Raw genomic sequence first — 14,470 nt, forward strand, 5'->3', positions numbered from 1 at the left:
CCCTGAACGTCAGGCTATTGGCCTGCAGCCAGCCGAGGTTATTCAGCTAAGGCGCTTGAAGATCCAGTACGCCGCCGACGATCATTTTGCCTGAGTTGATCAACTGGCGATCCAACCGCAATACGCTGCCACCATCTCCCTGCAGATCCCCAGCGTTGTTTAGCTCTGCCGCCTCTACCCGCAGGGTTCCCAGGCTGCGCACCGTGCCACCAGCCAGGTTATGGAATATGCCACTCAGCTTGGCCTCCAGATTTTTCTGCCTCTGCAGCCTGCCGGTGTTGGTCAGTTCAGCGGCTTTTAACGTCAACTCGCCCGCCTGTACATGGCCCTGATTGTTCAAGGTCTGCGCCGTCAGATCCGTTTTCCCACTGGAGAAGATCTTGCTGCTGGTTTCCGTCTTGAGGCTGTCACTGAGATCCAAATGGATCCCTCCCGTGCCCGCCTGCAACACGCCTTTATGCTCCAACTGCTGAGCCGCCAGCCTGATGCTACCGCCCTGCCATACTCCGTCGTTTTCGACTGTCGCCGCCCCTACCGTCAGTTCCCCTTCGCTGAGCAGCTTGCCGCTTACTGTGTTGTTCAGATCCTTTTGCAACTGCAACGCCAACTGCCGTAGACCAATCAGATTGCCGCTGTTGTTCACCGTGTTGGCCGTGACGGTGGTCGCCGCACCCTGCGCTTCCCCCTGATTGCTGATGCTGTCGGCCGAAAGCTGTAATGCGCCTTCGCTCAATATCTTGCCGTCGTTTTTCAGCGTGGCAGCCGTCAGTTTCAGTGGCCCCTGGCTCAGCACTTGCCCACTGTTGTGCAATGTCTGTTCAACCGTTGCCGTCAGCCCATCTTCCCCCAGGGTGCTGCCAGTGTTGGCCCAACCTTGTACGCCGATATCAATGTTCTGTCCCTGTAGCTTACCGGCGTTATTCAACCGTTCCCCCTGCAGCGCCAACGCCCCCCCGGCCAGCACTCGCCCTGCCACGCGGTTTTGCAGATCTTTCGCTGTAATCTCCGCCAGCCCCTTGGCCTGTATCAGCCCACTGTTCTCCACATCTTGCGCCGTGAGCTTCATGCTGTTTGCCGCGAGGGTGCCGGTATTGTTCAACGTTAGAGCCTTTAACGTCAGCGTATTGTCCGCCACCAGCTTGCCCGGGTTGTCCACCTTTTCACTAAAGCTCAGCTCCACCCCGGAGGCACCGATCTGCCCGCTGTTGACCAGGGTAGTGCCATTCACCGTCAGCCGTTTGCCGGCCAGCAGTTCGCCTTGTTGATCGAGCCGATTTACCTTCAGCGTGAAGCCATTATCGGCCTGCAGATGCCCTCGCTGGCGCAGTGAACCACCGCGCCAGTCAATGTTAAGTGCGTTGATTTGGCCGCTGTTATCGGCAGTCGCAGCGGAAAATTTCAAATCCCCCAAGGTGTTAAACACGCCCGCCAACTGCGCATCCTGCGTAATTTTTAACGCCATGCCCTGTTTGGCCTGGGTGCGGGCGCCTGCGGTGGTCGACAAATTCTGGCTGTCCATCGTCAGGGCGAGTTCGCTGGAAAGCAGCCCACCCAACCGCACGTCATTAGCCTGAATGACAATATCGCTATCACTCAGCAGCGATGAGCCTGCAACTGTGCTCAGTATGCCGCCGTTGAGGGTGATGCCCTGTTTGCCGCTGGCGCTGCCCGCCAGCAAGAATTCCCCGGCCTGTACGGTTAAGAGGCCATCTGCAGACAGGGAACCTGCCACGTTAAGCTTGTCGCGCACCCGCAGCTCAAGGTGCTGCCTGGCCCCGATGGCCCCCTGGTTATCGACGCTTTTGGCCGTAATCCGCTGAACACCGCCCGCTTGCAACTGCCCCCGGTTATCGAGCCGTTCGCCGATCAGCGTCTGCGTGCCCTGTGCCTGTATTCGCCCGCTGTTGTCCAGGCCCCGTGTCTGAATGTGGCTGTCGCGGTTGGCGGCCAGCTGGCCGCTGCTGCTGAGGTTATTGGCTTGCAGGTGCAGATCGCGCCCGGCGGTCAGAACGCCCTGCCAGTCACCGTCACCGTTAAGCGTCATATTGATGTCGCCTTCGGCAGTCAGGCTGCTGTCTTTAACGCTGCTCAGGCTGCCTGCGGTCAACTGCAGTTTGCCATCAGTACTGGCTTTGCCCGCCTGCAATTTGCCTGCGGCGCTAAGCTGCATATCGCCTTTGGCGTTCAACATGGCCTTGTCCAGGGCCAGTTCACCCCGGCTGTTCAGGCTCATCGCCTGGCCGGCCTTATGGTTGCCGCTCAGCGTCATTCCTGCCGCCGTAGCATTCAGGCTCCCCTCTGCCAGCGTATTATTCAGCCGCAGTTGCCCATTGGCATCCAATTGAATATCGCCCTCACGCGCGTTGAGGTTACCGAGGTTGACCCCAACGCCTTTTTCACTGGAGACCAGGTGGATACGGTTGGCGTACATGCCACCAAGCGCACCAGCAACCGCAGCTCGCCGCGCGACAGATCCTGTTCGGTCAGGAATGCGCGGCTGGTGATATAGCCACGGTTGATATACCAATCGGAGATCTGCTGCACCAGCGTCTGGACTTGGCCCAGATTCAGACATTGCTGCAGATAAGGCTGCGTGAGTTTACGTTGTGCACTGGCGGGCAGATGAGCCGCGCCTTCCAGCCGGATATGGGCGATGCTAAAACAAGGTCCGCCAGCGTTGGCGTTGGGTGTTGCAGGGGTCGGCAAGGCCGGCGTCAGGCTACGTTGCAGCTCCTGCCGCTGCTGCTGGTTTTGCTCCAGCAATTCACGCTGCTGTTGTTGAATGGTGTCACGATCTGCCGGGCTAAGCAGGTTAGCGCCCGCCGCGGAGGAAAAGAAAATGCACAGCAAAGCTGTCGAAAGCCGTTGAGTCACTGAATCCATTCAGAAGATCATCCGTGTGTTTTTTCAGCATTTTAACGACGGAAGGAAGAATGTAACAAGCTGTGAATCATTAGCTGGAGAGGCAATTAGGGCAATCGATACAGAAAGCTCTTAGGGAAAACCGCAGAAAATAGCTTCAAATAGTTAAATCTAATTTATTGATTTACTGAGGCTGGGAAAAACAGTGGATCGCTCTTAATTTAAGCAAAGCCAACTCATTGCCGTTAATGCGATGCAGGCCGCAAAATGGCGTTTGATAGGGGCCGGGATCCGGCCCCAGGAGACGGTTACGCGGTACCACCAACGGTCAGGGTGTCCAGCTTCAGGGTCGGTTGGCCGACGCCCACCGGCAGGCTTTGCCCCTCTTTGCCACATACACCAACGCCTTTATCCAGCGCCAGATCGTTGCCGACCATTGAAATCTGCTGCATCGCCTCGATACCGGAGCCAATCAGCGTAGCGCCTTTCACCGGTTTGGTGATGCGGCCATTTTCAATCAAATAGGCTTCGGTGGTGGAGAACACGAACTTGCCCGAAGTGATGTCCACCTGACCGCCGCCGAAGTTAGGCGCATACAGCCCGTACTCGACGCTGGCGATGATCTCTTCCGGCGTCGACTTACCCGCCAGCATGTAGGTATTGGTCATGCGCGGCATTGGCAGGTGCGCATAAGACTCGCGGCGGCCGTTACCGGTCGGTGCAACGCCCATCAGGCGCGCATTGAGCTTGTCCTGCATGTAGCCTTTCAGGATGCCGTTCTCAATCAGCACGTTGTACTGACCCGGTACGCCTTCGTCATCGATAGCCAGTGACCCACGACGCCCTTGCAGAGTACCGTCATCCACTACGGTGCAAAGCTCGGAAGCCACCAGTTGGCCCATCTGACCGCTGAACACCGACGTACCGCGACGGTTGAAGTCACCTTCCAGGCCGTGGCCTACCGCCTCATGCAGCAGTACGCCTGGCCAGCCTGCGCCCAACACCACCGGCATATTGCCCGCCGGCGCCGCAACGGCAGACAGGTTGATCAACGCCATGCGCACCGCCTCTTTGGCGTAGGCATCGGCGCGAACGTCACCCTCGACGATTTCCAGGAAATAATCATAGCCAAAACGACCGCCGCCGCCGCTGGAGCCGCGCTCACGCTTGCCGTCTTGTTCCACCAGCACGCTGACGGACAAACGCACCAAGGGGCGCACGTCCGCCGCCAGGGTGCCGTCGGTAGCCGCGACCAGGATCTGCTCATATACGCCGGTGATGCTGGCGCTGACTTCCTGTACGCGCTTATCGGTAGCGCGGGCCACCTTATCAACGCGATGCAACAAGGCAATTTTTTCTTCACGCGGCAGGCTTTGCAGCGGATCAAGCAGCGGGTACAGCGCCTTATGGCTTATTTCGCCCAGGGTATGTACCTGGCCGTTGCCCTTGTCACGTACGATGCTGCGCGCCGCCTGTGCGCTCTGCTGCAAAGCGTTCAGGGTGATCTGATCGGCATAGGCGAAGCCGGTTTTTTCGCCGCTGACGGCGCGCACCCCGACCCCTTGATCGATATTGTAAGAACCATCCTTGATAATGCCGTCTTCAATCACCCAGGCTTCATGGTAGCTCGACTGGAAATAGAGATCGGCATAATCGAGGCGGCGTTCTGCCAGTTGCCCCAGGACGGAAAACAGGTCTTGGTGGCTCAACTTATTCGCAGCAAGTAACTGCTCACTGACAAACGTCAGGCTCATAATTTTTTCACTCTTTAATGGAGGAGTTTTTTTCAAACGGCGCCGTCAGCGACATCTGGAATCTGTTGTGTTGCAACACCGGCATCTGCTCACGAATCGTTTTGAGGCCGGTAGTGTCAACCCGCACTTTCAACGCCGAGACCGCATCCGCGTTTTCGGCCAGCACCTTGCCCCAACCGTCTACCGCCAGCGAGTGGCCCCAGGTGCGGCGAGTCGGGCCATGGCTGCCGACCTGCGCCGGCGCCAGGATCACACACTGGTTTTCAATCGCCCTTGCGCGCAGCAGTATTTCCCAGTGCGCTTCGCCGGTCACGCGAGTAAAGGCTGCAGGCACGGAAATCAGTTCAGCGCCCTGCGCTCGCAACGCCTGGAACAGCGCCGGGAAGCGCAAATCGTAGCAGATGGTCATGCCAAGCCGACCGACCGGGGTATCCACTACCGTGAGCTGTTGGCCATGTTGATAGGTGTCCGACTCACGATAATGGCCGTGGGAGTCGTTAATGTCCACGTCGAACATGTGCAGCTTGTCGTAACGCGCCCGGATCTCGCCCTGATCGTCAAACAGCAGGCTGCTGGTAGTGATAAGCGCAGGATTTTCGCGGCTGACCAGCGGCATGGAGCCGACCAGCAACCACACGCCATAGCGTCGCGCCATTTCGCGCACCGCGTTTTGCAACGGCCCGTCGCCCTGTTGCTCCGCATGCTCACGATAGGCCGCAGAGTTGGCGAACAGCAGCGCATTCTCCGGCGTCATTACCAGTTTTACCCCGGCATTGAGCTGCTTAATCTGCTGTTCAATCTGGGCCAGGTTGTCACGCACCCGATCGCCACTGCACAACTGTAACAACGCAACGTTAGCATTTCTCATGACGCCTTATCCTCCTTTGGCTTACGCAACACCTCATTGATCTTCGGCTGATCCAGGCTGCCGCCGATATGGTAACGAATCAGCGAAATCTTGTTCCACAGCGGCCCCAGCACTTTGGACGCGGCAAACACCGCAGCACCGACAATCGGGTTAATCACGAATGCCGTCGCCACGCCGACGGTGGCTGAAATTTCCGGCGCCACCACCGCTTCCATATCAATCTGCCGACGCGCCAGGTCAATTTGCCCGCTCATGGCGATATCCGCTGCCAGCCCGTCTACCAAAAGGTTATCGGTATGCATTATGCCATCTTTCAACCACGAGGTGCTGCGGATGGAGTCAAAGTAGAAGCCTTTGCCGAAGGTATCGCTGAAATCGAACTGTAGCTTGCGTAACAGGGCATCGAAGCTCACCAGACGCAACAGCTGGCCGGCACGACCGCCGCCCATGCTGTCGATTTCGCCCTTGCCCATATTGATTTTCAGCGCGCCACTCAGGGTGTTCAACTGCGGTTTCCACGGCTGGCCGCGCCAGTAGAGATCGAAATCGACGTCATAAGGTGCGCCTTTCAGCGGCGTGGTGATGCCGAAGAAAGCCGCGGTTTCATCAATTTTGGCACCCAGCAGTTTACCTTTCAGCGAGCTGCGCTCCTCCTGGGCATTCTGTTTCCATAAACCGCTGGCGGTCATGCGCCCTTTGCCGGTATCGACTAACCCGTGCGTCAGCAGGAGGGTATCCCCCTGATTGGTCAAATCCGCCTCAACCTTGCCGAGGTTCTGCCCCATCACCCAGCACGACTTACAGCGCAGCATCAGCGACGGCCAGTCGCGGAAGGAAACCTTGTCTGCGGCCACCTGCGCAGCTGCGGTCGCCGTCGGAGTGCTCTTAGCGGCGTCAAACTGCGGGTTGTAATAGAGATAATTGATATCGGCGCGCCACGGCCCCCGGTCCGCCACCCGTAAACTGCCATCAACCTCATCGCCCTTGGCGCTGACCAGCGTGGCCCCCAGCTGCTTCTCTGCCGACAGCGTCAACTTATGCCACGCCTGACCGCCTAGCAGCAGCTGTGGCGTTTTTAGTGCGACGGTGGTCGGGAAGTTAAATCCGCCCACCTTGCCCATACCGCCACTTTGTTTCAGCGCCGGTGCCATCAGGCCCAGCCATTTCTCACCGTCCAGCGGCGGCAAGTTCAGCGTCAGAGATTTTCCGTTCGGTAACGGTGGGGTTCCACTACCAGCGGTCTGCCAGGCCGCCCGTGCCAGCGTGACCTGCTGTTTGGCGAAGGTCCATTCGCTGTTGAATTTGTTTTGTTTGCCAGCACTGCCGGTCAGCATGAGTCCATTCAGACCGCCTTTCACTTTTACGCTCAGCGGCAATGGCTCACCCGCCGGTTTATCTAATGGCGAAGGTAAGTGACTACTTACTTTCTTAAGGTCCGCATCAACGCCAATGTCATAGCTGGCCGCGCCCTGATGAGGCAAGACAATAGCCACTTGGCCTTGCCAAGGGGCGCTGCCGCTCAGTGCATCGCTCACTTCCTGCGGGATGCCAGGGAATTTGCCCGGTTGCCAGTCAGCTTTCAGGCCAACGTTGACCTTGTAATCGTTTTTCCCTTCCTGAGTGTTGAAATCCACCGCCACCGGCTGTCCAAACCAATTGGCAGACAGGGTATCGCTGCTCAGGTTGCCGTTATCAAAACGGAACTTGCCGCTGACCTTTTGCAGCTCACTGTCGATAGGCTTCACCAACAGTGAGTTATTGTTCAGTGCAACTTCACCGGTGGCGCGCACCAGCTCGCCGTTCAACGGAATATCGAGGTGTAAGCGCCCACTGACATTACCACCAATCTGCAGTTCATCCAGGGCCGAGCCCAATGAATCGTGCAGCGGAGTCTGTTTGAAATAGTCATGGATTTCCCCCCCCTGGCCCGCGACCTCGGCATCCACCAACAAACGCTCTTTCAGGTAGTCCGGAATGACGGCACTGACATTTTTGCCATCGACTTTACCCAATTTGGTTTGCGGAGCGTTCATCCACAGCCCCTCATTGGCGAAGTCGAGATCGATAGCCAGATCGGTCAACGCCGGCCAATCCGGTTGGAACTGGAAGGTGGAATGACGCAGCGGGACAAACACCTCAAACTGACCTTCGTTTTTGCGGTATGGGAAATGCTGCGGATCGCCGTTGTAGATCAGCGTGGCGTTATCCACCTGCCCACCCTGGATGGCGCCGCTGAGGTAATCCACCAGATGCTTGCCCATCAGGGGCTCAGGGAAGTAGCGCCAGGCGTCCGCGCCGTCGTACAGACGGATACCTGCCAGAATATTCAGCCACGGGTCGCCTTTGGCCGGCTGCTGATAGCGGAAGTCACCGTTAACCCACAGCGATTTGGCTTTCACATCCAGGTTTTGGCTCGCCAGTTCCCAGCCCTGGTCATTGTTCTGCCAGGTCAGAGCCCCCCGCGCGCTGCTGATTTCCAGAGGTGCCCGGAACATATCGCCATACGGCAAGGTGCTGTTATTGAGATCAAGCTGCAGACGACCATTTTCCACACCGCCACTCAGTGCGCCGGAGAAGTGATTCACGCCGGGCAACAGTTTCCAGTGCTGCCAGCTGACATCCTGCCAAAGGGCCTGGAAACGCGTTTTTTCCGGTTGTTTCAACGGGATATCCAACGCCAACGCGTTGACCTTGCCTTGCGGTTGCAGATCGTTCCAGCGATCCAGCACGTCCGGGCTGAGGAAAGAGAAGGTCGGCAGTAGCGCGGCCAGGCGCTCAAGCTGAATGTCAGTGGCGCGCACGCGAAGCTCTTCGGTTTGCCCTGGGCCCAGGAACTCGGTGTTTTCCGGCAACCACAGCGCAGACAGTTTACCCTGTGGCCAGGCCTGACCGTCGGTGGCCAGGTTCAACTGCGGAACGTCCACCTGCCAGCCGGTACCCTGACGGCTGAGCGTCAGCGCCAGGTTGTCCACGTCGAGCCGATGAGCTTGAGTCCCCACGTTCCAGTTGGCCGCCCCCTGTTTCAGTAATGCACTGCCGGTGGCGATTTCACCATTTTGGATCTGCAGCCAGGCCGCCAGACTGAAGTCTGCGCTTTCCAGCCCGGTATTGGCACGCAGCCAACGGGTGAACCAGGGCTTCATATCGATATTGTCGGCCTGCATATAGACAGTGCCGGTATTCAATAGCCCTTGGTTATCACGCAGATCCATGCGCAGTTGCACCACACCATGCTGACCGTTCAGCGTCGACAGGCTGATCTGCCCTTCTGCCCGGTGACGATCGCGGCCGTTCAGCCAGGTCAACTGCGGGATTTCGAATTCGGCACGCGCGCCGGCGGGCGTCAGGAATGAGATGCGGCTGTCGCGCAGGTCGAAATGATCCAGCTGATGCAGCAGCAAATCGGTGATTTTACCCGGTTCGATGGTGCTACCCTGGTGCTCATCGCCGCCCAGCGTGGTGTTAAGATCGAACTGGAGTTGGTGAAAGGTAAGATCGCGGAACTGCCAGCGCAAATGCAGCAGCGATTGCCACACGTCCAGCGCCAAGGTCACGCGTTCAATCTTCAGATTGCTTTTGGGCAGCGTGGCGCGCACGTTGCGCATTTCAAGCTGTGGGCCAAAAGTTTCCCAACTGCCCTGGATGAAATCGACCTGTACGGGCACGCCGGAGAGGCTTTCAACCTTTGCCAGCAATTGAGGGCGATAGTTGTTCAGTTCAGGCAGCGCCAGACGCAGCCCGCTGATCAGCAACGCCACGATGACAATCAGAGTGGCGCCTGTAGCTAACAAAATCCCAGGCAGTCGCCTCACGCAGTTCTCCTTGCTTCCGCTGCCTGGCAACGGGAATATCTATGCACGATGGGGCTCAGTATGCTGAGCCCCACTCATGTCTGACTTTAGCCACCAACGGGCGAACTACATCATGACAACGTCAAATTGTTCCTGGCTGTATAAAGGTTCGATTTGTACCTTCACCTGCTTGCCCACAAAGATTTCCACTTCGGCCAGCGCATGGGACTCTTCGCTTTTCAGCGCCTCACCCACCGCCGCAGAGGCGTAAACCAGGAAACGATCTGAATCATAAGCATGGTGCACGCGCACAATTTCACGCAAAATTTCGTAGCACACGGTTTCCACTGTTTTCACCGTGCCGCGTCCCTGACAGGTAGGACAATCGTTACACAGCACATGTTCAATGCTTTCCCGCGTACGTTTACGCGTCATTTCCACTAAGCCTAGCTGAGAGAAGCCGTTGATCGTGGTTTTTACCCGATCTTTACTCAGCGCCAGCTCCAGCGAATGCAATACTCGACGGCGATGTTCTTCATTATTCATATCAATGAAGTCAATGATGATAATGCCGCCCAAGTTGCGCAGCCGCAGTTGGCGGGCAATGGCCTGGGTCGCTTCGATATTGGTGTTGAAGATGGTTTCGTCGAGATTGCGGTGGCCGACAAAGGCGCCGGTATTGATATCCACGGTCGTCATCGCCTCGGTCTGATCGATGATCAGATAACCGCCGGACTTCAGCTCGACCTTGCGCTCCAGCGCACGCTGTATCTCGTTTTCGACGTCGTACAGATCGAAGATTGGCTGGCTGCCGGTGTACAGCTCCAGCTTGGCGGTGATATCCGGGATGTACTCACCGGTAAACTCCACCAGCAGATCGTGGGTCAGGCGGGAATCCACGCGGATCCGGTCCAGCGCCGCGCCGGCGAAGTCACGCAAAATGCGCTGCGCCAACGCCAACTCACCGTATAATTTGTATTTGGTCTGGTTGCGTTTTTTACGCTCCATCACCTTGGTCCACAGGCGTTTGAGGAAAGCGGCGTCCTGCGCCAACTCTTCTTCGCCAATGCCTTCAGCCGCGGTGCGGATGATAAAGCCGCCCAGCTCATCACAGTAACCGGCCACCGCTTTTTTCAGGCGATCGCGCTCGGCTTCACTTTCTATACGCTGCGAAACGCCAACGTGCGCCGCCCCTGGCATAAACACCAGGTAACGCGAAGGCAAAGTGATGTCGGTGGTCAGGCGTGCACCCTTGGTGCCGAGCGGATCTTTCACCACCTGGACCATCAGATCCTGTCCCTGGCGCACCAGTTCGGCAATGTCACGCACGTGGAAATTTTTCTGCTCATCGCCGGCGACACATTCCGTGTGCGGCATGATATCGGAAGCGTGCAGGAAGGCCGCTTTATCCAGGCCGATATCGACGAATGCCGCCTGCATGCCCGGCAACACGCGGCTTACGCGCCCTTTATAAATATTGCCGACGATGCCGCGCTTGGATTCGCGTTCGATATGGATCTCTTGCAGGATGCCGCCATCAATATAGGCAACCCGCGTTTCAGACGGTGTGATATTAACCAGTAGCTCAGCTGTCATGCCTTCTCCTCAGAGCCGGTCGATAATGGCAGCGCCCATCAACCGGTTCTTACATCACGTAATGCGACAAAATTACTGAGCAGCTCATGTGTTTCGACTAACGGCAGGCCCATCACCGCATGATAACTCCCGGTTATCGTTCTGACGAAACAACCACCCTTTCCTTGAATTCCGTAGGCGCCCGCTTTATCCATCGGCTCGCCCGTAGCAATATAGTCGCAGATATCCTGCTGTGACAGGTTGCGGAATGTCACGTCCGTCACCACCAGTTGGCACAGAACGTCATGGCGATCGGCGATCGCCACCGCAGTCATCACTTGATGCTGTTTACCCGACAGCGCCGCCAGCATTTGTGCCGCGTGCGTCTCGTCCTGAGGTTTTTCCAACACCCGGCCATTGAGCACCACAATGGTATCGGCACCCAGCACCGGCCACGCCTGCGGTGCCAGCGCCACGCCGGCTTTGGCCTTATCCTGCGCCAGACGGCGCACATAGGCTTCCGCGGATTCCCCTTCCTGCCGCTGCTCTTCGGTATCCGTCAGGATAACTTCAAAGGGGACGCCCAACAGGGTCAGTAATTCATGTCGACGGGGAGAGCCGGAGGCCAGATAAAGCGAAGTCATTGTTATACCCTTACTGTACGGCGAACTGACGGCGAATTTTTCGCATCAACAGGAACAACCAAGGCCACAGGATGCCGTTTACCACACTACTCCAGAACACCTCTGGGCGGAAAGAAACGTTGATCACTAAAAACTCGGCCCAGAACACCACAACGTCCATCGCCAGTGACAGCAGCACGACGATCAGCGCCTGTTGCCAGAGCGCCATATTGCGGAACAGTTGGAATTTGAACGCCACAAGATAGGCAATAATACCTAACGCCAGCGCGCGTACGCCCAGCGTGGAACCGAGGATCAGATCCATAATCAGCCCCAGCACGAAGCCGGTGCCGACGTTAACCCGATGAGGCAACGCCATCACCCAGTAGATCAGGATCAAAGCCAGCCAGGAGGGACGGAACATGTAGATCTGTTCCGGCCACGGCATGATTTGCAGCACCAGCGCCACCAGGAATGACAGCCAGATTATCCAGCGCCCGTTGCTGCGGTAACGATTCATTGCGTGACTCCCGCAGCAGGAGCAGCGGTTTGTACCGCGGCCCCGGTTGCCGGAGCAGGCAGAGGCAGTTGCGGCCCCACCGCATCAGCCGGCGGCAGAACCTGCGGCATCATCTGCATCAGACGCTCATTGGCGACGCGATGAACTTCATCGGGCGGCAACGGCATGTCGCCGTTACGATCGGCCCCCCACAGTAGCAGCAGATAGCGCAAGCGCTGTAGCCCTGCGGTTGGTCGAGCCTGAATCACGGTATAGGCGCGCTGATTATCCACTTTGACCGAGGACACCACCGCCACCGGATAGCCTTCAGGGAAGCGGCCGCCAAGGCCGGATGTGACCAGCACATCACCCACGCGGATATCGGTATTGTTCGGCAGATGTTCGAGCTGTAAATCGTCGGCACAGCCGCTGCCTGCGGCGATCACCCGGATATCGTTGCGCAGCACCTGAATTGGCAGCGCATGTGAAGCATCGCAGATCAGCAACACGCGGCTGGTGACTTTAGCCACCGCCACCACCTGGCCCACTACGCCTTTATCACTGATGACCGGCTGGCCTTCATAAACGCCGTTATCCGATCCTTTGTCGATTACTACCTGATCGCTGTAAGGATCCGAGCCGGTCGAGATCACCTGAGTGACCATTTTGTGTTCGTCCTGGCGCAGCGGCGAGCCTAACAGCTCACGCAAGCGGGCGTTTTCCTGCTTGAATTGGCCAAGAAGAAGAATATCGCTGTTTTTCAGCAGCAGTTCCTGCCGCAGAGCCCGGTTTTCCAGCTCCAGCTGTTGGCGGGTAGCCAGCGTTTCTGAAACGCTGTCCAAAACTTTACGTGGCCCATTGGCCAAAAAATAGAAAGGGCTGACGGCCGTGTCCATGTAGTTACGTATTTTCACGAACGTACCGAGACGGCTATCGGCAACGATCAGGCCAATGGCCACGATCACCGCCAAAAAAAGTCGTAGTTGCAGGGAAGGCCCCCTGCTAAAAATCGGCTTCATAAATTATGCGTGTTCCTCGACAACAGAAAGAGGAACCGTACCTGATTTTCGCTTTGCGCATTCACCCGATACGATTCCTCCTTCTTGGGGCTGACTATTCTTCGCTGAACAAATCGCCGCCATGCATGTCGATCATTTCCAACGCCTTGCCACCGCCGCGGGCTACGCAGGTCAGCGGATCTTCTGCCACGACCACCGGAATACCGGTTTCTTCCATCAGCAGGCGATCCAGGTTGCGCAGCAATGCGCCACCGCCGGTCAACACCATGCCGCGTTCGGAAATGTCGGAAGCCAGCTCTGGTGGACACTGCTCCAGCGCCACCATCACCGCACTGACGATGCCGGTCAACGGCTCCTGCAGCGCTTCAAGGATTTCATTGGAATTCAGGGTAAAGCCACGTGGCACGCCCTCAGCCAGGTTACGGCCGCGAACTTCGATTTCATGCACTTCATCGCCCGGATAAGCGGAACCGATGCCATGCTTGATACGTTCGGCAGTTGCTTCACCGATCAGTGAGCCGTAGTTACGACGCACGTAATTAATGATAGCTTCGTCGAAACGGTCACCACCGATACGTACAGAAGAAGAGTAGACCACACCGTTCAGTGAGATCACCGCCACTTCAGTGGTACCGCCACCGATATCCACCACCATGGAACCTGTCGCTTCAGAAACCGGCAGGCCGGCACCGATTGCGGCAGCCATAGGTTCTTCAATCAGAAACACCTCACGCGCACCGGCCCCTTGGGCAGATTCGCGGATGGCGCGGCGCTCAACTTGAGTTGCGCCAACCGGCACACACACCAGCACGCGCGGGCTTGGCCGCATGAAGCTGTTGCTGTGAACCTGTTTAATAAAGTGCTGCAGCATTTTTTCGGTCACGAAGAAATCGGCGATCACGCCGTCTTTCATCGGACGAATAGCCGCGATGTTGCCGGGCGTACGCCCCAGCATTTGTTTAGCCTCATGACCCACGGCCGCAACGCTCTTGGGTGAACCGGCACGATCCTGGCGAATGGCAACCACCGACGGTTCGTTCAGTACAATGCCTTGCCCTTTAACATAAATCAGGGTATTGGCGGTACCCAAGTCGATGGACAAGTCATTGGAAAACATGCCACGAAATTTCTTAAACATAACTAAAGGATAATCCTGCAAGCTGGGGGCGGAAAATAAAATCCGCCTACTTTACCAACCACACGAAGCAGCGACAAGGCGCAAAAACGTTCTACTTCGGTGAAAAATAGTCTGTATTGTTTCTGCTCGAATGCACGGAAATTGGATGAGGCCTGAATTCCCTGAACAAAGGCTCAGTTTACCACCCTGTCAGCGCACGAAACGGCGTAACACAGCTCATAAAATCTAACATATTCCCTGATTGCCGCTGGTGGTAAGCACCTACCAACGTTCAACAGAAAAGGACTGACAAGAGCCTATATCAAATAGGCGTCATTGTCGCAGGCAGTTTGGGGGTTATC

General features: G+C 57.1%; 10 protein-coding genes. All 10 read right to left on the reverse strand.

Annotation, left to right across the window (positions count from 1 at the left end; all coding sequences use genetic code 11):
- Positions 1-46 precede the first annotated feature (46 nt).
- The 10 genes from AC1RKC_RS11580 to mreB all read right to left on the reverse strand — a co-directional run bounded on the left by AC1RKC_RS11580 (position 47) and on the right by mreB (position 14,129).
- The gene (locus AC1RKC_RS11580; RefSeq protein ID WP_493137997.1) at positions 47-2,431 is read right to left on the reverse strand and encodes a hypothetical protein; all 2,385 of its coding nucleotides are present in this window, start codon (positions 2,429-2,431) and stop codon (positions 47-49) included.
- Entirely contained in the window at positions 2,314-2,883 is a 570-nt protein-coding gene (locus AC1RKC_RS11585) for a POTRA domain-containing protein (RefSeq protein ID WP_493137999.1), read from the reverse strand. Before AC1RKC_RS11585 ends, AC1RKC_RS11580 begins: the two co-directional genes overlap by 118 nt.
- Positions 2,884-3,170: 287 nt before the next feature.
- Positions 3,171-4,616 (reverse strand): metalloprotease TldD, encoded by a 1,446-nt coding sequence (gene tldD / locus AC1RKC_RS11590; protein ID WP_046372542.1) that lies wholly within the window; start codon positions 4,614-4,616, stop codon positions 3,171-3,173.
- A gap of 7 nt (positions 4,617-4,623) precedes the next feature.
- Positions 4,624-5,484 carry a deaminated glutathione amidase gene (gene nit1, locus AC1RKC_RS11595; protein ID WP_020832065.1) on the reverse strand — a complete coding sequence of 287 codons (861 nt, stop codon included), beginning with the start codon at positions 5,482-5,484 and terminating at the stop codon, positions 4,624-4,626.
- Positions 5,481-9,296: an AsmA2 domain-containing protein YhdP gene (yhdP, locus tag AC1RKC_RS11600; protein ID WP_493092484.1), complete on the reverse strand. Its 3,816-nt coding sequence runs from the start codon at positions 9,294-9,296 to the stop codon at positions 5,481-5,483. Before yhdP ends, nit1 begins: the two co-directional genes overlap by 4 nt.
- A 105-nt stretch (positions 9,297-9,401) precedes the next feature.
- On the reverse strand, positions 9,402-10,871 hold the full coding sequence (gene rng / locus AC1RKC_RS11605; protein WP_020832068.1) for a ribonuclease G: 1,470 nt from the start codon (positions 10,869-10,871) through the stop codon (positions 9,402-9,404).
- Between the two features lie 38 nt (positions 10,872-10,909).
- Positions 10,910-11,494 carry a Maf family protein gene (locus AC1RKC_RS11610; RefSeq protein ID WP_020832069.1) on the reverse strand — a complete coding sequence of 195 codons (585 nt, stop codon included), beginning with the start codon at positions 11,492-11,494 and terminating at the stop codon, positions 10,910-10,912.
- 10 nt (positions 11,495-11,504) lie between these two features.
- Positions 11,505-11,993 carry a rod shape-determining protein MreD gene (gene mreD / locus AC1RKC_RS11615; protein WP_012147104.1) on the reverse strand — a complete coding sequence of 163 codons (489 nt, stop codon included), beginning with the start codon at positions 11,991-11,993 and terminating at the stop codon, positions 11,505-11,507.
- Positions 11,990-12,991, reverse strand: coding sequence for a rod shape-determining protein MreC (mreC, locus tag AC1RKC_RS11620; RefSeq protein WP_041415027.1), 1,002 nt, complete (start codon positions 12,989-12,991; stop codon positions 11,990-11,992). The genes mreD and mreC overlap by 4 nt, the downstream gene beginning before the upstream one ends.
- 94 nt (positions 12,992-13,085) lie before the next feature.
- The gene (gene mreB / locus AC1RKC_RS11625) at positions 13,086-14,129 is read right to left on the reverse strand and encodes a rod shape-determining protein MreB (protein WP_012147106.1); all 1,044 of its coding nucleotides are present in this window, start codon (positions 14,127-14,129) and stop codon (positions 13,086-13,088) included.
- Positions 14,130-14,470 lie beyond the last annotated feature (341 nt).

The organism is Serratia sp. GW822-FHT06E05 (assembly GCF_058799445.1).

Bases quoted from the DNA above. Each gene is read 5' to 3' on its own strand.
- mreC (WP_041415027.1), bottom strand. From the start codon at position 12,991: ATGAAGCCGATTTTTAGCAGGGGGCCTTCCCTGCAACTACGACTTTTT.
- AC1RKC_RS11580 (WP_493137997.1), bottom strand. From the start codon at position 2,431: ATGTACGCCAACCGTATCCACCTGGTCTCCAGTGAAAAAGGCGTTGGG.
- mreD (WP_012147104.1), bottom strand. From the start codon at position 11,993: ATGAATCGTTACCGCAGCAACGGGCGCTGGATAATCTGGCTGTCATTC.
- rng (WP_020832068.1), bottom strand. From the start codon at position 10,871: ATGACAGCTGAGCTACTGGTTAATATCACACCGTCTGAAACGCGGGTT.
- tldD (WP_046372542.1), bottom strand. From the start codon at position 4,616: ATGAGCCTGACGTTTGTCAGTGAGCAGTTACTTGCTGCGAATAAGTTG.
- mreB (WP_012147106.1), bottom strand. From the start codon at position 14,129: ATGTTTAAGAAATTTCGTGGCATGTTTTCCAATGACTTGTCCATCGAC.
- AC1RKC_RS11585 (WP_493137999.1), bottom strand. From the start codon at position 2,883: ATGGATTCAGTGACTCAACGGCTTTCGACAGCTTTGCTGTGCATTTTC.
- nit1 (WP_020832065.1), bottom strand. From the start codon at position 5,484: ATGAGAAATGCTAACGTTGCGTTGTTACAGTTGTGCAGTGGCGATCGG.
- AC1RKC_RS11610 (WP_020832069.1), bottom strand. From the start codon at position 11,494: ATGACTTCGCTTTATCTGGCCTCCGGCTCTCCCCGTCGACATGAATTA.